15 protein-coding genes are annotated in these 24979 nt (G+C 73.0%); 13 read left to right on the top strand and 2 right to left on the bottom strand.

Annotated elements, in window-relative coordinates:
- Positions 1 to 11: 11 nt before the first annotated feature.
- Positions 12 to 2147 carry a DUF4132 domain-containing protein gene (locus IE325_RS09745; protein ID WP_190069385.1) on the bottom strand — a complete coding sequence of 712 codons (2136 nt, stop codon included), beginning with the start codon at positions 2145 to 2147 and terminating at the stop codon, positions 12 to 14.
- Positions 2148 to 2310: 163 nt separating this feature from the next.
- Between IE325_RS09745 and IE325_RS09740 the strand changes: the two genes are divergently transcribed.
- From IE325_RS09740 to IE325_RS09685, 12 genes are all read left to right on the top strand, one after another.
- Positions 2311 to 5907 (top strand): DUF4132 domain-containing protein, encoded by a 3597-nt coding sequence (locus tag IE325_RS09740; RefSeq protein WP_190069384.1) that lies wholly within the window; start codon positions 2311 to 2313, stop codon positions 5905 to 5907.
- Entirely contained in the window at positions 5904 to 6986 is a 1083-nt protein-coding gene (locus IE325_RS09735; RefSeq protein ID WP_190069383.1) for an ATP-binding protein, read from the top strand. The genes IE325_RS09740 and IE325_RS09735 overlap by 4 nt, the downstream gene beginning before the upstream one ends.
- A 44-nt stretch (positions 6987 to 7030) precedes the next feature.
- Entirely contained in the window at positions 7031 to 9382 is a 2352-nt protein-coding gene (locus IE325_RS09730; RefSeq protein ID WP_190069382.1) for a DUF5682 family protein, read from the top strand.
- Positions 9379 to 10560 (top strand): VWA domain-containing protein, encoded by a 1182-nt coding sequence (locus IE325_RS09725; RefSeq protein WP_190069381.1) that lies wholly within the window; start codon positions 9379 to 9381, stop codon positions 10558 to 10560. The genes IE325_RS09730 and IE325_RS09725 overlap by 4 nt, the downstream gene beginning before the upstream one ends.
- Positions 10557 to 12593, top strand: coding sequence for a YehQ family protein (locus tag IE325_RS09720; RefSeq protein WP_190069380.1), 2037 nt, complete (start codon positions 10557 to 10559; stop codon positions 12591 to 12593). The genes IE325_RS09725 and IE325_RS09720 overlap by 4 nt, the downstream gene beginning before the upstream one ends.
- A gap of 51 nt (positions 12594 to 12644) precedes the next feature.
- Positions 12645 to 15254, top strand: a complete 2610-nt coding sequence (locus IE325_RS09715; protein ID WP_190069379.1) for a glycosyl hydrolase family 65 domain-containing protein — start codon at positions 12645 to 12647, stop codon at positions 15252 to 15254.
- 71 nt (positions 15255 to 15325) lie between these two features.
- The gene (locus IE325_RS09710; protein WP_190069378.1) at positions 15326 to 17023 is read left to right on the top strand and encodes a S1 family peptidase; all 1698 of its coding nucleotides are present in this window, start codon (positions 15326 to 15328) and stop codon (positions 17021 to 17023) included.
- A gap of 4 nt (positions 17024 to 17027) precedes the next feature.
- Entirely contained in the window at positions 17028 to 19148 is a 2121-nt protein-coding gene (locus IE325_RS09705; protein ID WP_190069377.1) for a tetratricopeptide repeat protein, read from the top strand.
- Positions 19149 to 19188: 40 nt separating this feature from the next.
- The gene (locus tag IE325_RS09700; protein WP_190069376.1) at positions 19189 to 20646 is read left to right on the top strand and encodes a vWA domain-containing protein; all 1458 of its coding nucleotides are present in this window, start codon (positions 19189 to 19191) and stop codon (positions 20644 to 20646) included.
- Between the two features lie 50 nt (positions 20647 to 20696).
- Positions 20697 to 21557 (top strand): hypothetical protein, encoded by an 861-nt coding sequence (locus tag IE325_RS09695; protein ID WP_190069375.1) that lies wholly within the window; start codon positions 20697 to 20699, stop codon positions 21555 to 21557.
- Positions 21554 to 22834, top strand: coding sequence for an extracellular solute-binding protein (locus IE325_RS09690; protein ID WP_190069374.1), 1281 nt, complete (start codon positions 21554 to 21556; stop codon positions 22832 to 22834). Before IE325_RS09695 ends, IE325_RS09690 begins: the two co-directional genes overlap by 4 nt.
- 15 nt (positions 22835 to 22849) lie before the next feature.
- A complete protein-coding gene (locus IE325_RS09685) occupies positions 22850 to 23170 on the top strand; it encodes a CU044_2847 family protein (protein WP_190069373.1) in 321 nt (106 codons plus the stop codon).
- A gap of 17 nt (positions 23171 to 23187) precedes the next feature.
- On the opposite strand, the gene IE325_RS09680 is transcribed toward IE325_RS09685, so the two are convergent.
- Positions 23188 to 23583 (bottom strand): RidA family protein, encoded by a 396-nt coding sequence (locus tag IE325_RS09680; RefSeq protein WP_190069793.1) that lies wholly within the window; start codon positions 23581 to 23583, stop codon positions 23188 to 23190.
- Between the two features lie 157 nt (positions 23584 to 23740).
- Between IE325_RS09680 and IE325_RS09675 the strand changes: the two genes are divergently transcribed.
- On the top strand, positions 23741 to 24727 hold the full coding sequence (locus IE325_RS09675) for a helix-turn-helix transcriptional regulator (protein ID WP_190069372.1): 987 nt from the start codon (positions 23741 to 23743) through the stop codon (positions 24725 to 24727).
- The last annotated feature ends 252 nt before the right edge of the window (positions 24728 to 24979 follow it).

Genomic DNA, 24979 nt, shown 5'->3' with positions numbered 1-24979 from the left:
CCATCCGCCCGTCAGAGGCCTCTCCTGATCTGGGCGAGGATCGACTCGTCGGTGATCTCGGTGTCGGCGGCCAGCAGGAACGCCTTGCTGAGGATCAGTGAGAGCCGGTCGTCCTCGAACGGCAGGAACACCTTGCCGCTGCCCTTGCGGTCCGTCCGGACGATGCACAGGTAGCTGTCGTCGGGCTCCATCAGGATGTTGGCCGAACCGAGATGGATCCGGTAGGTGCGCAACTCGCCCCGTACGACCAGGAAGCGGCCGTCGAGCGTGCAGCGGTCGGCGATCTTCAGCCGGGGCAGGATCCGCTCCAGGACATCCACGCGGGCCTCGGCGCTCTCGGTCAGCTCGGCGAACCGGGCCCTTTCCCAGTAGCTGCGCTCGGGACCGGCGTCCGTCCAGTCGGGGTCCGCGGCGATGGAGGTCACCCCGACGAACAGGTCCACGTCGCGCATGGCCTCGCTGAACACCAGCGGGGGTACATCGGCGAGCGGCGCCTCACGCCAGGTGCCCTCGCTACGGCGCAGGAAGCGGACCTGGTCGGTGGAGGCCAGCTCGTCGCCGTCGGCCCAGTCGTACCAGGTGTGGAAGAACACCACCTGCCACTCCCCCGCCCCCAGGCGGCGCTCGGCCCCATCGCCGTCCCCGTCGTCCCAGGGGCCCAGCAGACGGCTGCGCCAGCCACGCGCGCGGAACAACGCGAACAGGCGGCGGTAGTGGACGAGATGCGCGGCGAAGCGGTTGGAGTAGACGCGGGTCTCCTCCTCGGCCGGGGTGAGGAGGTAGATCTCGCGGAACGCCTGCTTGAACGGCTGCCGGATGCTCCGCTCCACGAGCAGGTCCCGCCAGGCCCGCACCTCGTCCGGCGTGGAGCGGATCGGATGCCAGAGCCGTACGGAGGCGTCGTCGTCCGGCGCATCGGGGAACTCCCCGGCCTCGGGCAGCACGGCCTGCCACCGACCGGGCTCGACCTCGACCTCCCAGATCAGCCTGCGTACGACCGTCCGCGCGAGCGGGTGCTCGACGAGCTCGGCGCGCCACCAGGCGTACGGATGGGCCGTGTCGACGGTGAACCCGCCCTCCAACGCGCGGGCCAGCGTGACCAGTTGGGCATCCACCCGCTTCACCAGCTCGCGCAGCTCCTTGAGGAGGGCCGGGTGGTCACGGCGGACCGGCGCCGGGGTGCTGCGCAGGGGGCGGCCGTCCTTCTCCCAGGTCAGGGTGGCGGTGTCGGTGACCGTGACGACGGCCGTGTAGTCGCCGGCCGTGCGGCGCAGGACGCCGTCGTCGCCGAAGTCCAGCCTCGGCAGCCGTAGCGCCACGTCGGTGCGTTCGGCCAGGGCCGCGTCGATCTTCTTGAGCATCTTGTCGAGCTGCTTGGGCACCCCGGCGTGCCGGACCGTCTTGCGGACGGTGCGCAGTGCGGTCACCAGCTCGGGGGTGGGGAAATCCAGGGCGGCGCGCGCGATTTCGTACAGCAGGGCCTGTGACGGCACCGTTCTGGCCGGCGTCGGGGCGAGGGTGACGCCGGGCAGCAGTCGGTCGAACAGCGCGGGCAGCCACGGCTCGTCACGCAGCAGCGCCACGCGGGCCGCCTGCCCGAGCGAGATGACCTCCCGGTCGGTGAACGCCTTGTCCGCCCGGTACGGGATCTCGTCAGCCCGGATCGCGTCGGTGCGGTCGGCCGCGGCTTCCAGGGCACGGCGGGCGAAGGCGACGTACGCGGGGCTGTCGGCAGACCTCTGCCAGATGTCCGCAGGCAGCGGCTCACTGAACCGGTGCTGCCGGTCGATGCGGGACAGCAGGGCCTGTTCGGCGGGGGCGAGCGCGGCGATGACGGCGAACTCGTCGGCGACGATGGGTCCGACGTCCCGGGTGAGGCGCTCCACGACCGCGCGCAGCGACTTCTCGCCCGCGAGCCGCGCGACCCCGAGCAGCGCGTACGGCTGGCGCACGGTGTCTCTGGCCAGCGACAGTTCGACGAGGGCGGCGGCGGGGGCGGACACGTCTGGCCGCGGGCCGGTGCAGTGCTCCAGCGCGTCGAGTCCGCGGGTGAGATCCGCCCAGCCGTCTTCCTCGGTCCGCGCCACCAGCTCCTCGAACAGCCGCAGACACGCCTCGGGTTCATGGCGCGACTCGATCGGTTCCATCACTTCTCCCCCTCTGTTTTGCCCGTGCCCCGATCATGGCATCCGCCACTGACAGTGACGGTGGAGCGGGCGGCGGTGGGGGCGTTGTCAGTGGGTGGCTCTACTGTTGCGGCCAAGTTGATCGAGCGATGACTGGCCGGGGGGCCGGGCGAGGGGTGGGGCTGTGCGGCGCTGGGAGTTTGTCGGGGACGGGTCGGCCAAGTTCTGGGAGGCGGAGGCCGAGGGGACCGCCGTCACCGTGCGCTACGGACGGGTCGGGGCGGAGGGGCGGACCCAGGTGAAGGAGCTGGCCTCGGCCGAGGCCGCCGAGGCCCACCTGGCGAAGGTGATCGCGGAGAAGGAACGCAAGGGGTATCGGGAGGTCGCGGGCGAGGCCGAGGTGGAGGTAGAGGTGGTGGGGGGCGCGTCAGCCGAGTCCGTCGTGTCCGACGCGGACGCCGTCGAACTCCCCGACGAGGACGCCTTCGAAGTCCCGGCCGCCTGGCGGCGGTTGGCCTACCCCCGCCGGGGCGGGATCCGTCGAAGCGTCAGCGGGCCGCGTGCGGACGCCGAGGAGCTGGTGGCGGGCCGGTTGAAGGAGGAGGCGGACTGGGTCGAGCAGATGCTGTCCGCGCCGAAGAGCGATCCGCAGATCGTCGAGGCCACCCGCGCGCATCTGAACGGCAGCCCCAGCCCGCTCGGAGCCGCCGCCCTTGCCACGGTGACCATGCACTACCAGCTGCCCGAAGGGGTCTTCGTGGACGCCTGGGTGAAGACCCACGGCCTGGCGTTCGCGGCGCGGGCGGTCATGGAGTACTTCGACATCGAGGGCTACTGGCTGCAATACGGCGGCCAGCGGCAGGAACCGAGGCTCTGCTTCCGGCACCCCGTCGGCCTGGTTGACGCCCGCTGGGCACGCCCCCAGTTCGCCGACCGGATGCGGGCGTTGCTCACCGTCGCCGACGAGGAGTCGTACCGCGAGGCTGTCACCGTCCTCGACCGGTGCCGGGACACCGAGCGGCACCGCATCGTCGTCTCCTATCTGATGCCCGGCGAGCGGGACTGGGTCGACGAGTGCTGCACCGGCGAGGTCACCGACGACCCGGTCCTCCAGGCGATGCTGCTGTGCTCGCTCCACTCCCCCGACCAGCTCGCGCACTTCGGCGACAAACTGCACCTGAACTGGGGCAGCTGGTCGATGGCTCTCATCGCCACCCTCGCCGAGGGCACCGGCGCGGCGTTCGCACCGCTGCTGGAGCGGGCGTTGGAGGAGGCGTACGGCTCCGATCGGACCAAGAGCATCGCCGGTGCGCTCGTCGAGCTGCCCACGGACGACGCCTTCGGGATCCTGCTCGCCCGTGTCGAGGACAAGCATGTCCGCCCGAGTCTGCTGGAGGCGATCCGGCGTTACCCGGTCCGTGCCCTGCGCCTCCTCGGCAAGGCGGCGCTCGGCTCCGCCAAGTACGCCTCCATGGCACAGCAGTTGCTCGCCACGCATGTCCAGGCGCACCAGGAGCTGACGGCCACCGCGCTGCCCGGCCTCCCCGCGGACATCGCGGCCCTCGTCGAAGCGCAGCTGACCCGCCCCGACCGGGTCACCGAGGCCCCGGTGACGGCGCTGCCCGCGCTGCTGGTCAGCCCGCCGTGGACGAGGAAGCGCACGGCCCGCAAGGCGCGCGTGGCGGCTGTGACGCCGGTGGCGCCCGAGCCGCGGGTCGCCTGGTTGCCGGGTGAGCGGGAGCAGTGGGCCGGTGTCCAGTCCTGGTACGCCAAGTGGCGCGACGAGTACACCTGGGGCAAGGAGATCGAACTCCTCCAGCAGGGCGGCCAGTTGCGGGACGTCCGCGACGCCCTGCTGTTCGTCGACGGCCCTGAGGACGTCGTACGACCGCTGCTGGCCACCTGCGCCCCGGAGGACTACTGGGACGGCGAGGCCACACTCAAGCCCGTCGCGGCCAAGCACGAGGTGCACGCCCTGCCGTTGCTGCTGCACGCCGCCGCCCGGCATCCCGCCACCCTGGGGACGCTGCTCCTGCCGTATCCGGACGTCGAGGTGGCGGGGCTGGTGTGCGACTGGCTGGCCCGGCTGAAGTCGGCCGACGCGACGGCACGCGCGTGGGTGTCGAGGCATGGTGTGGCCGCCGTTCCGGTGCTCGTCCCGCACGCGGTGGGCAGGACCGGAGTCGTGCGGCGGGGCGCCGAGAAGGCGCTGCGGCTGGTCGCGGACGCGCACGGCGGCGAGGCGGTGCTGGCGGCCGTCGCCGGGGCCGGGCAGGAGGCCGTGGACATCGTCGGGGAGCTGCTGTCCGCCGACCCGCTGGAGAGCGCCCTGCCGGCCCGGATGCCGGTCGTGGGTGCGTGGGCGGAGGCCGTGCTGCTGCCGCAGATCCTGCTGAAGGAGGGCGATGCGCTGCCTCTTGAGGCGGCCCGGCACGCCATCACCCTGCTGGCGCTGTCCAAGCCCGGCGAGGTCTACCCCGGCCTCGACGTACTGACCGAGCACTGCACCGCCGACTCCCTGGCCGCGTTCGCCTGGGGCCTGTTCGAGCAGTGGCGGCTCGCCGGGATGCCCCCGAAGGAGAGTTGGGCCCTGCACGCGCTCGGCTGGCTCGGCGACGACGACACCGTGCGCCGCCTCACTCCCGTGCTGCGCGCCTGGCCCGGCGAGGGGGCTCACCACCGTGCCGTGGAGGGCCTGAACGTCCTCGCGACGATCGGCAGCGACGTGGCGCTGCTGCATCTGCACGGCATCGCCCAGCGCGTGCCGTTCAAGGCCCTGAAGGTCCGCGCGCAGGAGAAGATCGCCGAGGTCGCCGAGGGCCTGGGGCTCACCGCCGAGCAGTTGGGCGACCGGCTCGTCCCCGACTTCGGCCTCGACGCCGACGGCAGCACCGTCATCGACTACGGCACCCGGAAGTTCACCGTCGGCTTCGACGAGCAGCTCCGCCCGTACGTCCGTGACGCCGACGGCAAGCCCCGCAAGGCGCTGCCCGCGCCCGCCGCCAAGGACGACCCGGAGCTGGCACCGGCCGAGCGCAAGCGGTTCGCCGCGCTGAAGAAGGACGTCCGCACCGTCGCCACCGACCAGGTGCGGCGGCTGGAGGCGGCGATGGTGAACGGGCGTTCCTGGACGGCCGCCGAGTTCCAGGAGCTGTTCGTGGCGCATCCCCTGCTGTGGCACCTGGTGCGCCGGCTGGTCTGGCTCAGCGAGGCGGACGGTGCGGTGACGGCGTTCCGGGTGGCGGAGGACCGTACGTTCGCCGACGTCGAGGACGACGAGCTGGCGCTGCCCGAGGACGCCACCGTCCGGCTGGCGCATCCGCTGCGTCTGGACGGCGACCTCGGCGCCTGGTCGGAGCTGTTCGCCGACTACGAGATCCTCCAGCCCTTCCCGCAGCTCGGCCGGGCCGTGCACGCCCTGACCGAGGAGGAGGCCGCGAGCCATCGGCTGGCCCGGTTCGAGGACGAGACCGTGCCGGTCGGCAAGCTGCTCGGGCTCACCAAGCGCGGCTGGGAGCGGGGCACTCCGCAGGACGCGGGCGTGGAGCGCTGGTTCTCCCGGCGGATCGACGGCGGCAAGTACCTCGTCATCGAGCTCGACCCGGGCATCGCCGTCGGCATGGTCGACGAGCTCGGCGACCAGACCTTCCGGGCCGTCTGGCTCGACGACAGCCCCGGCGACCACTACCCGAGGCGGAACTATCCGCTGCGCTTCGCCGGGATCGACCCGGTGATCGCCTCCGAGATCCTGGCCGACCTGACCGAGGTGACCGCGAAGTGACCGTCACCGAGGAGCAGTTGCAGCGCCCGCCCGCCGAGGTCCGCTACGCCGGGGAACTCGCCGCCCTGCGCGCCGCCGACGCCGACCCGCGTCCGCCGGGCTGGCAGCTCAGCCTGCGTGCCGCCCGCCGCTTCGTCGTGGGCGACGAACAGGCCGGGATCAGCCGTAAGTTCGTCGGCAACGTCTCGCTGGTGGAGCGGGCTCTGGTCACCCTGGCCACCAACCGGGGCCTGATGCTCGTGGGAGAGCCTGGCACGGCGAAATCGCTGCTCTCCGAGTTGATCGCGGCGGCCGTCAGCGGCAGCTCCGCGCTCACCGTGCAGGGCGGCGCGGCCACCACCGAGGACCAGATCAAGTACTCCTGGAACTACGCCCTGCTGGTGTCCGAGGGTCCCTCGCCCCGCTCCCTCGTCCCCGCGCCCATGCTGAACGGCATGGCCGAGGGCCGGATCGTACGGTTCGAGGAGATCACCCGCTGTCCGCTGGAGGTGCAGGACTGTCTGCTGTCCCTGCTGTCCGACCGGGTCATCACCATCCCCGAACTGGACGGACCGCAGGGCCTGGTCTTCGCCCGCCAGGGCTTCAACGTCATCGCCACCGCCAACACCCGCGACCGGGGCGTCAACGAGATGAGCGCCGCGCTCAAGCGCCGCTTCAACTTCGAGACGGTCTTCCCCATCCCCGACTGCGACACCGAGCTGGCGCTGGTCGAGGCCGAGGCGACGGCGTTGCTGCGGCAGTCGGGGGTGGAGGCGGCGCCGCGTCGAGACGTCCTCGAAGTCCTGGTCGGCACCTTCCGTGAGCTGCGCGGCACGGCCGAGCGGGGCGAGCGGATGTCGACGGTGATGAGCACCGCCGAGGCCGTGTCCGTCGCCCACGCGGTGGGCGTGCGGGGCTGGTTCCTGCGCGGCGAGGCGGGCAGCGCGGCCGACGTGGTGGCGAGCCTGGCGGGCACGGCGGCGAAGGACAGCCCGGAGGACCTCGCCCGGCTGCGGCGGTTCCTGGAGCAGGACGTGCCCCGGCGCAAGGGCGGACAGTGGCAGGCCCTGCACGACGCCCGGCATCTGCTGGCGGACTGATGCGGGGGACATCGAGGGCCGAGGGGGCGGGGGCCGGGGGGACGGTGGCGTCGTCCCGTGCCGACTCCGCCGTCTTCCTCGGCGTACGCCACCACTCGCCCGCGTGTGCCCGGCTGGTCGGCGGGGCGATCGAGGAACTGCGGCCCGCCTACGTCCTGGTGGAGGGCCCGGCGGACATGAACGACCGGCTGGACGAGCTGCTGCTGGGGCATGAGCTGCCGGTCGCCGTGTTCAGCCACTACCGGGACGAGACACGCGTCGCGACCTCCTGGACCCCGCTGTGCGACTACTCCCCGGAGTGGGTCGCGCTGCGGGAGGGCCGTGCCTCGGGGGCCGAGGTCCGCTTCATCGACCTGCCGTCGTGGCATCCGGCGTTCGCGGAGCGGGCCGACCGGCGGACCAACCGCTACGCCGACGCCGAGGCGCGGTACGCGGAGGCGACGGAGCGGCTCTGCGCGCACTTCGCGGTGGACTCGGTGGACGCGCTGTGGGACGGGCTGTTCGAGATCACCGAATCCGAGACCACCGAACCCGGCGGCGACGACCTTCAGGCCCGTCTCGACGCCTACTTCGAGCTGGTCCGCGGGGACGCCGAGGCCGACTCCGGCGACCGTGCGCGCGAGGAGTACATGGCGTCCTGGGTGCGCGCCGCCCTGGCCCACGCCGGGGAGCGCCCCGTCCTGGTGGTGACCGGCGGCTTCCACCAGCCGGCGCTGCGGGCGCTGTCGCGGCAGCGGGACGACTGGTCCGACGGGTCCGAGGAGTGGCCGGAGATCCCCGCCCCGCCCCCCGGCGCGATCGGCGGCAGCTTCCTCGTGCCGTACTCCTTCCGCCAGTTGGACGCCTTCGCCGGATACCAGTCCGGCATGCCCTCGCCCGGCTACTACCAACAGCTGTGGGAGGAAGGCCCGCAGGCCGCCGCCCAGGGCCTGCTGCGTACCGTCGCCGAGCGGCTGCGCACCCGTGGGATCCCGGCGTCCACGGCCCCCCTGATCGCGGCGCGCGGCCTGGCGCAGGGGCTGGCGTTGATGCGCGGGCACGCGTACGAGACGCGCGTCGACGTCCTGGACGGTCTCGCAGGCGCGTTGATCAGCGACGATCTGGATCAGCCGCTGCCCTGGACCGGGCGGGGCACGCTCGGCGCCGGGTCCCATCCCGTCGTCGTGGAGATGGTCGCCGCCTGCACCGGCGGGACCGAGGGCCGGCTGCACCCCGACACACCCCTGCCCCCGCTGGTGCACGACGTGGCCGAACAGCTGGCCCGGCTGGGGCTGGCCGACCGGGACCGCCCCTTCACCGTCGATCTCACCGACCCGGACGGGCTGGCGCGCAGCCAGGTGCTGCATCGGCTGCGGGTGCTGGGCATCCCCGGCTTCACGCGGCTCTCCGGTCCGGCCGACGGCGCCGACCCGGTGTTCGCCGAGCGCTGGGAACCGCACCCGGCGGGCGGGCGGGAGGCGGCGCTCATCGAGGCGGGGGCGTACGGGGCGCGGCTGGACGAGGCGGCGTCGGTGGCGCTCGGTGAGCGGGCGCGCTCGGCGGGGACAGAGGCGGCGCCGCTGGCGGGGCTGCTGTTCGACGCGGTGCTGTGCGGGGTCGGGCCGCTGTGCGACGAGTTGCTGGAGGCGCTCGCGGCACAGGTCGGCCAGGTCCCGGAACTCGGGCCGGTCGGCGAGGTGTTGACGGCGGCGCTGGGGCTGTGGCGGCACGACCGGGTGTTCGGCGTGGCCCGCGGCCGGCTACTGGGCAGTGTCGTCGCGGGCGCCGCCGACCGGGTGTTCTGGCTGGCCGAGGGCCTGCACGGCGGCCCCGGCGTGGACCTGGCACGGCTGCGCGCACTGGCCGCCGCGCGGGACGCGCTGCTGCACGCCCCGGAGCTGCTGTCGGTCACCCGGGAGGCCGCGGCCGAGGCCGCCGCCCGTATCGGCCGGGACCGTCGCGCCCCGGCCGATCTGCGCGGTGCCGCCTTCGGCCTGCGCTGGGCGCTCGGCGTCCCCGACGACCCGGCGACGGCAGTGCAGGCGCTCGCGTCCACCGCCGCCGACAGCCTCGGGGACTGGCTGGCCGGACTGTTCGCCCTGGCCCGCGAGGAGGTCACCGCCGGTGCGACGGCCGACGGGGAGCCGCTGATCGACGTACTGGACGGCATCGTCTCCGCCATGACCGAGGGCGACTTCATCACCGGCCTGCCCGCGCTCCGCCAGGCCTTCGCCTTCTTCCCGCCCCGCGAACGCGAGCGCATCGCGGAACGCCTGCTGCTGCGGCGCGGCAAGCACGGCTCGGCCCGTTCCCTGCTGCGCACCACCGCCGACCCGCTGCTGCTCGCCCGCGCGCGAACCCTGGAGGAGAACGTGGCCCGACTGCTGGACCGGCACGGACTGGGGAGGGTGGGATGAGCACGGCCGACGAGAAACCCTCCGCATCCCCCGACCCCGCCCTGGAGCGCTGGCGCCTCATCCTCGGCTCCCCCGCCGAGCGCTGCACCGGCCCGCTGCACGGCTCCGCCGCCGCCCGCGACGCCGCGCTCGACTGGCTCTACGGCAGGGACGAGGACCTGCGCCGCCGAGGAGTCCGACGCGGCGCGCCTTCCGAATCCCGCGAGGGCGGCACCGGTCCCTCCCAACTCACCGCCGTGGACTGGCTCGACGACATCCACCGGCTGTTCCCCAAGGAGACGGTGGAGCGGCTGGAGCGGGACGCGGTCGAGCAGTACGGCATCGACGAGATCGTCACCGACCCGGACGTCCTGGCGCGGGTCGAGCCGAGCCAGACCCTGCTGCGCGCGGTCCTGCGCACCAAGCATCTGATGAACCCCCAGGTGCTGGCCGCGGCCCGCCGGATCGTCGAGACCGTCGTACGGCAGCTGATGGAGCGCCTGCGCCCGGAGGTCCGCCGTGCCTTCACGGGCTCCCGTTCGCGCCGCCCCAGCCATCTGCCGCTGGCCCGCGACTTCGACTTCCGCACCACCATCCGCGCCAACCTGGCCCACTACCAGCCCGAGGAACGCCGCATCCTCATCCAGCGCCCGCACTTCCACTCACGCACCCGCCGCCACCTCGAACAATGGCAGCTCATCCTGCTGGTGGACCAGTCGGGCTCCATGGCCGGGTCGGTGATCCACTCCGCCGTCACCGCGGCCTGTCTGTGGAGCCTGCCGGGGCTGAAGACCCGTCTGATCGCCTTCGACACCCAGGTGGTCGACCTGACCTCCGAAGTGACCGATCCGGTCGAGCTGTTGATGAGGGTTCAGCTCGGCGGCGGCACCGACATCGCGCGGGCGGTCGACTACGGCGCCTCACTCGTGGAGAACCCGCGGCGCACGATCGTCGCCCTGATCTCCGACTTCTACGAGGGCGGCGACCCGTATCGCCTGGTGCGTACCGTGCGCGGGCTGGTCGAGCAGGGCACGACCGTGCTGTGCCTGGCCGCCCTCGACGAGGCCGCCGATCCGGTCTACGACCGGGCGCTGGCCGGGAGGCTGGCCCAGGTCGGCGCGCCGGTGGGGGCGATGACGCCGGGGCGGCTCGCCGAGTTCGTCGCCGAGAAGGTGGGCCAGGGAGGGCGGGGAAAGTGACCGTACGCGCCGACCTGCTGGCCCTGACGCCCCAGACGCTCGCCTCCCTGGCCAACCGTGGCCTGGTCAAGCGTGCCGAGAAGGACCTGACGGCGGGCTCCGGCCCCGAGGTGACCGTCACCGACGACGGCACCGTACGCGGGCGCTTCCCGGACGGCACGGACACGGCGCTCCCGCCGGGTCTCGGCCTGGACGCGTCGGAGTGCGCCTGCGGGGCGACGTCCGTGTGCCGGCACCGCATCGGGCTGGTGCTCGCGTACCAGCGCATCGCGACGGACGCCGCACAGGACGACTCCCGCGCCGCCACGGACGCCCCGCGCACCGCCGTAGACACCCCGGGCAGCACCACAACGCCGTTCACCGACTGGTCCCCGGCCGAGTTCGACGACGACGCCCTGACCGCCGTACTGGGCCGCGCCGCCCTGCTCGCGGCCCGCCGGACCAAGGAGCGCGGGTATCTCGCCCGGCTGCACCGCCCCACCCCCGACGACCCCGAACCCCGGGTCGAACTGCCCACCTGCACGGTCCGCTTCCCGGTGCCGCACGAGCTGGGCTACGCCCTCACCGACGCCTCCACCGCACTGCGCGGCGAGGTCGTGACGCTGGCGGTGTGGGCGTTCCGGGCGGCGGACGGGCAGGCCACGGAGGTGAGCGTCGGCGGCCGTGCCGCCACCACGGAGCGGGCCGACGCCGCCCTGCGCACCGCCCTCGCCCTCGCGGACGACCTGCTCCTGGACGGTGTGCAGCAGGCGGGACCGGTGTTCGCCGGGTCCCTCGTCCGAGCCCAGGAGTCGCTGACGGCGGCCTCGTTGCACTGGCCGGCCTGGGCGGTGGCCGAGCTGCGGGAGCAGATCGACGCGTACGCCGCGCGCGGCACCCGGTACGAGGCGGAGCGGTTCGCCCTGCTGCTGGCCGAGCTGCACGCCCGGCACCGGGCCGCGGGGCAGGATCCGGTCGGGGTGCTGGGCACCAAGGAGGCGCCGGAGACACCGTTGCGCCGGGTGCGGCTGGTGGCGCTCGGCTGCCGGATCGGGGGCACTGCGGGCGACCGTACGGCCGAGACGTACTTCGCCCACGCCGAGGCCGGACTCGCGCTGGTGCTGCGCAAACGCTGGGACCTGACGGAGGACCGGTCCCCCACCGGGCACGACCTCGCCGCCCGCCGAATGCTCGGCTCCCCGCTGCGCGACCTCGCCACGGCGAACGTCGTCAGTGAGCACACCGCACGCGCCGCCGACCGGACCGTCACCATCTCCCGGGGCCGTATCGCCGCCACCAGCGTCACCCCGCTCGGCTCGGCCTGGCGGGACCTGCCCGGCAGCCTGCTGGTCCGGGACACGGCCGCGCATCTGCGGGCGGCGGGCGCACGGCCGCCCCGGCTGATCAGGCCGCGGGTCGAGGCGGAGTCGGTGCGGGTGGTGGAGGTGGCCGCCGTGGAGTCGATCGGCTACGACCCGGCCACGCAGCGCCTGGAGGCCGTCGTACGGGACACGGCGGGCAATGACGTCCTCGTCGGCGCCGAGTACAACCCGCTGTGCCCCGGCGGCCTGGACGCGCTGGCCGCCGCGCTCGACGAGCCGGAGGTGTACGGCGTCAGCGGCATGCTGGGCCGCGCCCACGGCCGGATCGTGCTGAACCCGCTGGCCGTACTGACGTCCAAGGGCGTGACCGTCCCCGACCTCGCCCCCGGCGCCGGTGACACCGCGCTCGGCACAGCCCCGCCCCGCCTCTCGGACCCGATCACCACGGCCCTCACCTCCGCCCTGACCGCCCTCGCCCAAGCCGCCCACCAGGGCCTGCGCCACCTGAACCCCCCGGCCCGCACCCACCTCACCGACAGCGCGACGGCCCTGCGCCGCACCGGCCTGCACACCGCCGCCCGTCTTGTCGACGCCCTCGGCACGACCCTCCGTCGGGACGGTGCGACCGCGGCCGCGGCGGCCTGGGTGGACGCACAGATCCACCTGGCCGTGAGCTTGGAACTGCACGCGGAGGGGGAGAGCAACTGGCCCCCATCGCCCCATTCGTGGTAATTCCCAGCATTTTCCACCCCCCTCACACGCCCCCTCCCCCATCGTCGACCTGTGACGAAGCCCCACCTCATCGCCTCCCTGCTCGCCGCCACGCTGCTCCTGCCGATCCACCCCCACTCCCGCCCCCACCCGGCGCACGCCACCCCCTGCGAGGCCCCCGGCTGGTCCCCCACCGCCACCCGGATCGACCCGAAGGACGCCCACCACCCCTACGTCGGCAACGGCTACCTCGCCACCCGCGTCCCGCCCACCGGCACCGGCTACGCCGCATCCGGCGAGAGGACCGGCTGGCCCCTCTACACCCCGCGCTATGACGCCACGTTCGTCTCCGGCCTCTACGCCCGCGGCCCGGAGAACACCGCAGGCCGCGAGGCGCTCGCCGCGCTGCCCAACTGGACCGGCCTCGACATCAGGGCCGGACGCGAGACCTACGGCGCGAAGAGCCGTGTCTCCGCCTACCGCCAAACCCTCTCCCTGCGCTGCGGCTACATCCGCACGACCCTCACCTGGACCACCCCCGACGGCCGCCGCACCGACCTCGCCTACGACGTCCTCACCTCCCGCGACGACCCGCACACCGGCGCCGTACGCCTGCGCGTCACCCCGCACTGGACCGGCCGGCTCACCCTCACCGACCGCATCGACGGCCGCGGTGCCCGCCGCCTCGCACCCACCGGCAGGTCCCGGGCCGACGCCCGCACGATCGGCGTCGCCTTCCGCACGTACGGCACCCGGGTCGACGGCGCGGTCGCCTCCACGCTCCAGGCACCGCCCGGGGCACGGCCGCAAAGCACCCGTACGGGAAGGAAGTTGAGCGCCGCCCGGGCCGTCGCCCTCCCCGTCCGCGCCGGACGCACCTACACGGCCACCAAGTACGTCGGCGTCGACACCACCCTCACCTCCCGCGCCCCCGCCGCCACCGCCCGCCGGTCCGCGCACCGTGCCGCCGCCCGCGGCTGGACGGCGCTGCTGCGCTCGCACAGCGCCGCCTGGCGTCGGCTGTGGAGGTCCGACATCGAGGTGCCGGGCCACCCGGACCTGCAACTGTGGGTGCGTTCCGCGCGGTACGGCCTGCTGTCGTCACTCCGCCCCGGCGCCCGCGACAGCATCGCCCCGACCGGCCTGACCAGCGACAACTACGCGGGCATGGTGTTCTGGGACGCGGAGACCTGGATGTTCCCGTCGCTGCTGGCCACCCATCCCGAACTGGCCCGCCCGGTCCTGGAGTACCGCCACCGCACCCGCGCGGCCGCCGCCGACAACGCGGCGAGGACGGCGGTGAAGGGCCTGTTCTACCCGTGGACCAGCGCGAGTCACGGGCGGCTGTGGAGCGAGTGCCAGAGCTGGCGGCCACCGCACTGCGTGACCCAGAACCATCTCCAGGGCGACATCGCCCTCGCGGCCTGGCAGTACTACCTGTCCACCGGCGACCGCGCCTGGCTGCGCGACCGTGGCTGGCCGCTGCTCAACGGCCTCGCCCGGTACTGGACTTCACGGGTGACGGCGAACGACGACGGCTCCTACTCCATCAGCGAGGTGGCCGGTCCCGACGAGTACAGCAACGGCGTCACCGACGGCGCCTACACCAACGCCGTCGCCGCGACCGCCCTGCGCGCCGCCGCCGACGCCGCCCGCGTGCTGGGCAGGCCGGCTCCGGCGGACTGGCGGCTTATCGCCGGGCGGCTGCGCATCCCGTACGACGCGGGGCGCAAGGTGTTCCTCCAGTACGACGGCTACGACGGCTCCCCGATCAAGCAGGCCGACACCGCGCTGCTGATCTACCCGCTGGAGTGGCCCATGCCGGACGGCGCCGCGGCGGCCACGCTCGACTACTACACCGCCCGTACCGATCCGGACGGCCCGGCGATGACCGACTCCGTGCACGCCATCGACGCGGCGGCGATCGGCGAGCCGGGCTGTGCCGCGTACACCTTCCTGCGGCGGGCCTACCAGCCGTTCGCGCGGGGCCCGTTCGCGCTGTTCTCGGAGTCGCGCGGCGAGAAGGCGGGCGCCGCCGACCCGCTCGCGGGCTCCCCGGCACAGGACTTCCTCACCGGAAAGGGCGGCTTCCTCCAGGTCTTCACACACGGCCTGACCGGTCTGCGGCTGCGCCCGGACACCCTGCGCCTCGACCCGACGCTGCCGCCCCAACTCGACGACGGGGTACGGCTGTCGGGGCTGCGGTGGCGGGGACGGACGTACGACATCGAGATCGGCCCGGAGACGACCACCGTCAGGCTGCGCTCGGGTGACCCCATCCCCCTGGACACCCCCGAGGGTCGCCTCACCCTCCCCTCCGACGGCGAGGTCACCCTCAAGACCCGCCGCCCCGACCTGGCCCCCACTGCCGACCTGGCCCGTTGCCGTGCGGCGACGGCGAGTTCCGCCGAGCCGGGGCTGTACCCGGAGGCGGCCGTGGACGGCAGCCCGGCCACCGTCTGGTCCCCGGCCGCCGAGCGCGGCACCCTCACGGTCGACCTGGGCAGGGCGGTGCGGGTCGGTTCAGTGCGGCCGGACTGGCGGACGCGGCCGGCGTCGTATCGCGTCGAGGTGTCGGCGGACGGACGGCGGTGGCATCCGGCGGACGGGAGCGCGGTGCGGTGCGTGCGGGTGAGTGTGCGGGGCGAGGCGGCGCTGGCCGAACTCGACGTCCGTACATGAGTGCGGGAACCGGCGTCAGCCTGGCTTGACAACTCGGGTCGATGTGGCGCCCGTTGCCATACCGTGGGCATATGGCGCTGCATCACCACAGTGACGATCCGTGGCGTGTGAGGGTGGACGACGAGGACGGCACACCTTGTGGCGCCGGTGTACTGCTCGACGACCGTCATGTGCTGACCTGCGCGCATGTCGTCCGTTACGCCCAGGGCGCCACGGGTGGGGTGCGGATCAGCAGCGTGGCGTGCCGCCCGGAGTGGAGCGCCACCGCTCGCGTCGCGCCGGGCACCTGGGTGCACGAGAACGGCACCCAGCGCGGAGACGTCGCGCTCCTCGAACTCGACGAGCCGTCCGGCTGCGGCACCCGGACCAAGCTGTGGAAGGCCCCCATCGCCGGTGGCACGGTCCGGGTGTACGGCTTTCCCCGCGCCGAGCCCTTCGGCATGGGGACGGACGCGCGGCTGGCGGGCTCGGGCGGGCGGCAGGGTGAGTGGGGGCTGCTGAAGCGGGTGCGCACGGGCGATCCCTGGATCGAGCGGGGCTACTCGGGCGCGGGCGTGATGGCGCTGGGCGGCGCCTTCGACGGGCGGGTCATCGGCATCGTGGTGGCCGACTTCGTCGACGGCGACGCCAAGGCGGCGTGGATGCTGCCGACCGAGACGGTGCTGACGTATCTGCCCCGGATCGGCGAGCTGGACTGCGCGGACGGCGATCCGACGGATGAACTGGGCCGTGACCGGGGTGAGTTGCGGGATGCCGAAGTGCTCGGCGATCCGCTGCGGCTCGCCCTGACGCAGGAACTCACCCGGCTCCTCGACAGCGGCCGGCCCGGCACGATCGTCGTCGGCACCGGCGGCACTACGGCGGTCGGCGACTCCTGGCTGGTGCGTCTGGTGCGTACGGCCGACCCGGCGACCCGGGCCACCGTCACCGACGCGGAACTCACCGGCGCGCCCGGCGACACGGTCCTCGGTCTGGGCGCCATCGACGCCGCCTATGACGCGCACGGCAGGTCCGTCGCCGATGTGTCCGGCTATCTCGCACGCCGGTTCGGGCTGCCGGGCGGCGATGCCCCCGAGGTGGCGTGGCAGTTGCTGCGGCGCAGGCCGCCCGCCTGTCTGGTGGTCGGCGGCGTCGACCGCGCCGAGGACCCCCATGCCCTGGTACGCGACCTGCTGGGCGAGCTGGCCGACCGGGCCCGGTCGCGAGGCCTGCGGCTGGTCCTCGGCTTCGAGGGCGCGCCGCCCGAGGGACTCGCGCACGACGTGTCCCTTGACCCGGAGCCGATCCGTGGAGTGACCGTCACGGGGGTGAGCGCCGCGCGGGCGCAGGGGGTCGTCGTACTGCTCGCCGCCGAGGAGGACGCCGCAGCAGCGCTGGAACAGGAGTGGGGCGTACGGTTCTTCGCCGCGCCCCGCCTGCCGCCACGCGCCGCACCCCGGCTACGGGTCCGGCTGACCGTCGCCCGCACGACCGAACCCAACCCGGAACTCACCGCCGTCCACGACCGGGCCGTGGCCGCCCGCGCCGCCCTCGCCCGCTACGACCGCGATCTGCGCCGCCTGATCACCACCCACCAGGACCTCTCCTCCACCCTGGAACTGCACCGAGTGCGCGCCGCCCGCTACTTCGGCGACGAGGACCGCCGCCTCGCCGACCTCCACGCCCCCGCCACCCGCACCCTCCACACCATCCCGATCGACCTCACGACGGCCCGCCAGGCGGTCGACCGCTATGTCAGCGAGGTCAACCGCCGTATCGAGGAAGGGTGACGCCATGCCGATGTGCAATCGTCCCGACTGCGGTCTCGGCGAGATCGACGCGCAGGGATTCTGCGAGGTGTGCGACCGCAGGCCGCTGGCGCAGGCGCCGCCGCCCGCCGTGGTGGAGCGGGAGGCGGGGCGGGGTGAGGGTGTCGGGGTTGCCCATGTGCGGCCGGATCCCTGGTACGGGCTCGGACTGGTCGACTCCGATCCCGGGCCGGACGCCTCGGACGTACCGCCCCGGTCGGCCGACCCCGTCGCCGAGGAGCACCGCTTCTGCCCCAACCCCTCCTGCAGGCAGCCGGTCGGCCGGGGCCATGACGGCGAACCGGGCCGGACGAAAGGGTTCTGCCCGGCCTGCGGCACTCGCTTCGACTTCGCCCAGCCCAAGGGGCTGACCATCGCGGGCCGTTACGACGTCGTACGCGTCCTCGGCTCGGGCGCGTACGGCGCGGCCTACCTCGCCCTCGACAGGAACCTCGCCACCCATGTCGTACTGAAGGCCCTGAACCGGTCCGTCGCCAGGACCGCGCTGCACGAGCGGGACGTCCTGGTCGGGCTCCGGCACGACGCCATCGTCCGCATCCTCGGCTACGAGCACGAGGGGCCGCATCTGGTTCTGGAGTACGTGCCCGGCATACCGCTGTCGGCGGGTGACGACGACCGGCTGGAGACCCTCCTCGCGCATGGCGTCCGGGTCTTGCAGGCCCTCGACTATCTGCACACCAGGGGTCTGCTGCACTGCGACGTCAAACCGCTGAACATCATCAGGTTCCGGGAACAGAGTCCGGCCGGCGCCCAGGACCGCGTCCGTCTCATCGACTTCGGCGCGGTGCGCAGCCAGAAGGACACCGGCCGGATCATGGCGTACACCAGGATGTACGCGCCCCCGGAGGACGACCCGGAGCATCTGCGTCCGACCTCCGGCTTCGATCTGTACTGCCTCGGCACGACCCTGCGCGAGATGTGCCGGGCCCGCTGGACCGACCGTTCGGCGCCCGGCGTCGACTCGCTCCAGCTGCTCCTGGACCGCGCCACGGACATCGAGCGGCCGGAGCGGCGGTTCGTGTCGGCACGGCAGTTCGCGGAGCAGCTCAGCGGTGTCATCCGGCAGGTCGTGGCGGCGGCACCGGCCCGGCGTCAGGTGGCCCGCCCGTCCGCCCTGTTCGGCTCGATGCCGGAACCGCTGCACGGCGGCCTCGGCGCGGCCCGCCCGCTCGCGCACTGGGTCGAGGCACGGCCCGGCGAGGACGCGACGCTGACGATGCCGGCGCCGTTCTCCTCCCCCGAGCCCGGCGACATCGCGGCCGCGCTGCCGACGCCGCTGTCCGACCCGGACGCCCCCGACATGGCGGGCGAGACCAGCCGTGCCCTGGCGCAGAGCCGGCTCGCGCTGCGCCGCAGGGACCCGATGCTGGCGGAGCGCACCCTCGCGGCGGCGGGCCTGCCCGACTGGCACTGGCTGCACGCCTGGTACTCCGGTCTGATCGCGCTGGCCCGCGACGACGCCGGGTCGGCGACGACGGCGTTCACCACGGTACGTACGGCGCTCCCGGGCGAGTTGATACCGCAACTCGCCCTCGGCCTGTGCGCCGAGCTCCGCGGGGACCTCGCCGCGGCCCGCTCGCACTACGGCGCCGTCTTCGACACGACCCCCGCGCTCGGTGCGGCCGGCTTCGGCCTGGCCCGGGTCCATCTGCTGTCCGGCGACCGCACGAGGGCGGTGGGCGCAGCCGTACGCCTGGCCCAGGAGTTCCGCTATGAGCGGGAGGCGCGCGTGGCGGCCGTACGGCTCAGTGTGATGATCCTCGACGGTCCCGCCCAACCGGTGCCGAACGGCGACGACCTGGAGCGGGCCGGCGCGGGCCTGGACGGCCTCGACGTGGACGGGGCGGCGACCGCGGCCTTGTCCGCCGAGATCCAGTACGCGCATTTCCTGCACCATCGGGACCGTGAGCGTCTGTCCGACGCGATCCGCGAACTCGGCCCGCACGCGCCGACCGAGCGGGAGTACGTCGCCCTGGTGGACCTCGCCAACCGGCTGCGTCCCCCGGTGCGGTGGGGATGGTCCTTGCAACCTGGGAGAACCGGTCATTCCCGTTTCGGACGCACACCCGGGAAGCTAAGCTGCTGAGTACGTCAAGTAACGGGACGGTCACGATCAGGTGGTGACGGTGGGGGACAGGTCGCCCTTGGGGCTCAGCTTCGCCCTGGAAGTGGACGCGCCCGCGGAGCTGGCCCACGACCAGCGGCGCGCGGACGCCCTGATCACCGTCACCGCACGCGCCACGCCCGACGCGGCACCGGATGCGCCGGGCGCCGAGATCCTCATCATGGACCGGTCGTTGTCGATGGCGGGCCGCAAGCTGGACGAGGCGAAGCGGGCGATGTGCGCGGCCGTCGACACCCTGCGCGACGGCACCCTCCTGGGGATCGTCGCGGGCAACCACGGGGCCGATGTGATCTTCCCGGCCGGCGGTGGCCTGGCCCGGGTCGACGCCTCGACCCGCGAGGACGCCAAGTTCCGGGTCGTCGGTCAGCTCGCGGAGGGCGGCACGGCGATCGGCGAGTGGCTGAACCGCGCCCGCCACCTCTTCGCCTCGGCGGACTCCCCCGGCACGGTCCGCCATGCCGTCCTGTACACGGACGGCAAGGACGAGCACGAAACCCCTGAGCAGCTCGGTGAGATCCTCGCCGAGTGCTCCGACCGGTTCATCTGTGACGCCCGGGGGCTGGGCGAGGACTGGCACTACGCCGAGTTGCTGCGCATCACCGAGGCCCTGCACGGCACGGCGGAGGCGGTCGTCACCGCGTCCGACCTCACCGAGGACTTCACCCGCCTCATGCGGCAGGCCCAGCGCATCGTCGTGCCCCGCGTCTATCTGGGCCTGCGCCTGAACGACCGCTTCCAGCTCGCCTTCGTACGCCAGACCCGCCCGGTCGAGGCCGAACTGACGGCACACCGGCGGCAGGACGCGGAATCCCATGTGCCGTTGGGCTCCTGGCCGCCCCAGACCCGCCAGTACCTGGTCTCCCTCCACTTCGACCCGCACACCCTCACCGTCGAGGAGGACCTGCGGGCCGCCCGCATCACTCTGCACGCCGAGCACCCCGACGGCACCCGCGGCCCGTGCTCCGACACGGCCGCCCTCGTCGTCCGCCGCCGCGCCACCCCCGGGTTCGGCATCCCGCGCTCACCCGACCTCACCCGCGTCGAGAACGAACGCGAACTCGGCATGGCCATGCGCGCCTGCGCCGACGCCCAGCTGCGCGGCGACTTCGAACGCGCCGACCACGAACTGCGCCTCGCCATCGGCCTCGCCCAGGACCTCCACGACACCGCACGCCTACGGCTCCTGCGCGCGCTGGCGTCCACCGGCCCCGACGGCAGGGTGCGGGTGCGGCGGGACGCGTCCCGGGCGGAGATCCAGCGGATCGGCGTCGACTCGACGAAGACGGTGGCGCCGCCGGTGGACGTCGCTGAACTCCCCGCAGGTGAGGCGGCGTTACCGCCCCGGGTGTGCCCGAGGTGCGGGGCCGTATCGGCCTCGGGCGCGGCACGGTTCTGCGAGGAGTGCGGGCATCGGTTCGGCGACGCGGGTGTCGGGAGCGGGCCGGTGGATGCGCTGTGAGGGGCGCGCTGCGGGCGTTACGTAACCGGCGGCGGCCCCACCCCGTCGCCGTGGTGCGCTGGCTCCGCGTCGGTGTGCTGAGCATGGTGGCCCTGACGGCGTTGCTGTATCTGGTCGTGGCGAACCGCGTCGGGGAGCAGATCGCGGCGGCCCAGCGCACCCGCGAGGCCATCGCCGCCATCGACAGTGCCCACCGCCAGGCCGAGTTGGCGTACGCCGAACTGGGCGAGGCGTCCGCGACGAAGGCGCTCGACCTGACCGGCCCCGGCGCCGAGTTCGCCAACGCCACCACCCGGGTGGGCACCCTGCTCACCTCGGCGACCGAGGGCAATGCGGCCGGGGAACGGGGTCTGCATCACATCCAGTTCGTCCAGGGCCAGTTGACCACGTGCGTGCAGTTGGCGAACCGGGTGGTGAGCGACGGAGCGCGGGGTGTGGTGGCGGCGCGCGAGGCACTGAACGACCAGCCGGAGACGGAGGCCGATCGCGACGACGTCCGCTTCACCGGCGGTCTGATCGAGTCGCTGGAGGACCTGACCGAGATCGAGTCCATCGCCCTGGACGAACAGCTCCGCTCCCGCTGGCTGAACCCCTATCTGCTCTGGCCCCTGCTCCTCGCACCGGTGATCGTGATGCTGCTCCTGGTGACCGCGACCGACTACGTCATCGCCAGCCACTTCCGCCGCCGCCCCCACCCCGCCCTCGCCCTGGCGCTGCTGGCCACCGCGTCGGTCGCCGTCACCGGATGCCTGCTCAGCCGGGTCACCCGCGGCGAACTCCCCCACCACCCCGTGCTGCCCGGTGAGGGTTGGGTCATGGCGATCGCGCTGCCGCTGCTCGTCGGCGCGGGCGCGCTGGTGTATATGGCGTATCGGCCCCGGATCGCCGAGTACAGGTTTCCGCGCTCATGAGGGGGCACGCGTCCGTGAAGGGGCCGGCGATCGCGATGGGGCCGGGGTTCGTAAAGGTGCGAGGGCTTACGGCATCGCTGGTGCGCTGCGTCCTCGCCCTCGGGCTGCTCCTTGCGGCCGCCGTCGGGTGCGGGGCGCCCGGCAAGGAACGGGTGACGATCATGGTGCCGTGGTCGGACACCGAGTTCAGGGCGTTCTACTCGGTCATCGAGGCGTTCGAGGCGGACAACCCCGGCATCGACGTCGAACCGCAGATCACCCGCGCCCTGACCCAGCAGCTCGACGCCGCCGTGGCCGCGGACGCGGCGCCCGACCTGGCGGTGCTGCCGAGCGTCGGGGCGATCGCCAAGTACCAGCAGCTGCACAAACTCAAGCCCCTGGACGTCGACACCCGGTCCTACGCCGACCCGTTCCGCAGCCTGGGCATGCGCGGCGGCGAGGTCTACGCGGTGCCCGTCAAGGCGGACGTCAAGAGCCTCGTCTGGTACCGCCCGCGCACCGTGACCGTGCCACTTCCCCAGACCTGGCCCGCACTCCAAGCCCGCCCCGAACGCTGGTGCCTGGGCCTGGAGTCGGGCCTGGTCTCCGGCTGGCCCGGCGCCGACTGGATCGCGGACATCCTGCTCGCCGAGGAGGGCGCCGCCACCTACGAGGCCTGGGTGGAGGGCCGGCTGCGCTGGACATCCCCGCAGGTCACCCACGCATGGACGACCTGGGGCGACCTGATCGGGAGCAACGACCCCGAGGAGGCGTCCGCCCGCAAGTTCAACGAAGCGGCCGACGGCATGGCGGACGGCACCTGCGAACTGGGCCACGGCGCACTGTCCGCGATGGGCCTCCCAAAGACCGAGGTGGAGCAGGGGGCCTACACCTACACGACCCCCTCCCCCAAGACCCTGGAGGTCTCGGCGGACTTCATCGGAAGGTTCTCCGACAGCGCCGGCGCGAGCCTGCTCATCTCCTACCTCGCTAGCGAGAAGGCCCAGCAGACCTGGGTGAACAAACCCGGATACGCCCTCTCCGCCAACACCGAGGTGACCCACTACGACAACCCCGCCCAGGCCCGGATAGCGACGATGCTCCGCTCCGGCCACACCCTCTGCTTCAGCGCCGCCGACGCGATGGACCCCGACGTCACCGCCGCGTTCTACCGAGCGGTCCTCGACTACGCCAACGGCAAGAACCTCGGCCGCCTGCTGGCCGCGCTGGAGAGGGTCCAGCAGGAAACAGAACACGAGACGACGCCACCCCGCCCAACTCCCCTCTGCTCACCCTGACCAGGAGCCACCCCCATGCCGGACGCAGTCCAGTTCACCCTCTCCGACGGAACCGTCGTCCTCGTCGCCCCACCCACCCGCACCGGCACCGGAGCCGTAGGCCTCGGCACCCGCCTGGAAACCGCGGCCACCACCCTCCGCGACGCCCTCACCCCCGTCACCACCGCCGCCTCCGAGGTCCTCACCCAGTTCCGCGACGCCCCTCAACGCCCCGACGAGATCGAGGTCACCTTCGGCGTCACCCTGGACGCCAAACTCGGGGCGCTGCTGTCGAGCGCGAGTGGTGGGGCGCATTTGGATGTGACGTTGCGGTGGAGCGGGCAGCCGACGAACTGACGCTCCAGCGCGGCGCGTCAGGCGACCGCGGTGCCCTCGAGTTCCACCATCTGCCCCGGTATCGCCAGCCGTGTCACCCCGAGCATCGTGGTGGTTGGTGCGACCCCGGCGGTGCCCAGCCGCATCGCCAGTTCGCCGTAATGCTGGAAGAGCAGGTCGACGTCGGTGGTGTAGACGTTGAGGCGGACGAGGTTCGCGAGGGACATGTCGGCCTCGGTGAGGACGGCCTCCAGATTGTCGATGCTCAGCGCGAGTTGGGCCGCCATGTCGCCGTCGTGCTGTGGTTTTCCGTCGCTGCTCATCGCGGTCTGGCCGGAGCAGTAGAGGGTGCGGGTGTGCCCGGAGACGATCTCCCCCTGGTTGAACCCCATCTCGACCGACCATGTCACCGGGTTGACCGCCGTTCGTTCCATCGCCACGTCCGCTCCCTTCCCGTCGGCCAGCCAGAGGCCGCCGGTGCCGATGTCGTATGAACTCGCCTGAACTCGCGTGAACTCGTGTGAACTCGTGGGAAGGAGCTTGCCAATGAATCACGACATCCTCAGTCATGTATTTGGATAGGCTTTTCGCATGCGCGCCGACCGTTTGGTCTCGCTCGTGTTGCTGCTGCGCCAGCGCGGTCGGCTGACCGCGGACACGCTGGCCCGCGAGCTGGAGGTCTCCACCCGTACCGTGCTGCGCGACATCGAGGCGCTGTCCGCGGCCGGTGTCCCGGTGCATGCCGAGCGTGGTCGGCATGGTGGTTTCGCGCTGTTGCCCGGTTTCCGGACCGAGCTCACGGGGCTGAATCACGACGAGGCCCTCGCCGTGCTGACCGCCGGATCGGGGCGGGGAGAGCAGGTCTTCGGCCTCGGCTCGGCGCTCGCCTCGGCCATGCGCAAGGTGGTCGACGCGCTGCCCGAGAGCCATCGGGTCACGGCGAGTGACGCGGCCCGGCGTTTCCTCGTCGAGCCGGAGACCGATCTGCTCTCACGCCGACTGGTCACCGAGGCGGTACCCGGCACCACGATGATCGAGGTCCGGCGCGCGGTACTCGCCGGACACAAGCTCCGTATCCACTACGCCGCCACGGACCAGGAACCGCGTTGGCGCACCGTGGACCCGATCGGCCTGGTCACCGTACGGGACCGGAGCTATCTGCTGGCCACGAGAGCCGGCACTGACCGCACCTACCGCCTGTCGCGCGTACTGGCCGCCGAGGAGCTCCCGGAACCGGCACAACGACCGAACCGGGTCGATCTGGACCGGATCTGGCGGGAGCGTTCCGCGCGGTTCCTGTCCGGCGGCGACCACCTCACCGTGTCGGTACGGCTGAACCCGGCCCGGCGGGAGGAGTTGCTGGACACCGCGCTGGCCGTCCGCGCGGAGGAACCCGACGCGGACGGCCGGCTTCGGCTGGAGGTGACGTTCCAGGACGCACGGCACGCCGAGTGGGCGCTGTGGCAGCTCGGGATGGACGCGGAGGCGCTGACCCCGCAGTCGTTGCGCACCGCCCTGCACGACCGCGCCACCACGTTCGCCGCACGCTACGGAACCTCCCCGCCCGCCGAGATGTGATGCGGGCTCAGTAACTGTCCGTCCCGGCACAGATGTCTGGCTCCCGAAGGTCGTAGTGCCTGCCGGGCACCCGGAAGCCGTTGACGTCCAGCACGCATTCCTGGTCGAGGTCCACCTGAACGCCCGCGGGTTCGAGCGCCTGGCGTATGCGGTGCCGACAGGGCTCGCTGAGGAAGTGGTGGTGCGGCCGCCGAGGAGGGCACTCGCACCGGCGTCGCTCAGAACACCCATGGAACTATCCGGGAGAGATGG

It is taken from the genome of Streptomyces lanatus (assembly GCF_014655715.1).
Taxonomy (GTDB): domain Bacteria; phylum Actinomycetota; class Actinomycetes; order Streptomycetales; family Streptomycetaceae; genus Streptomyces; species Streptomyces lanatus.
The sequence above is the reverse complement of the archived record's forward strand: the minus strand, read 5'-3'. Positions and strand labels throughout refer to the sequence as shown.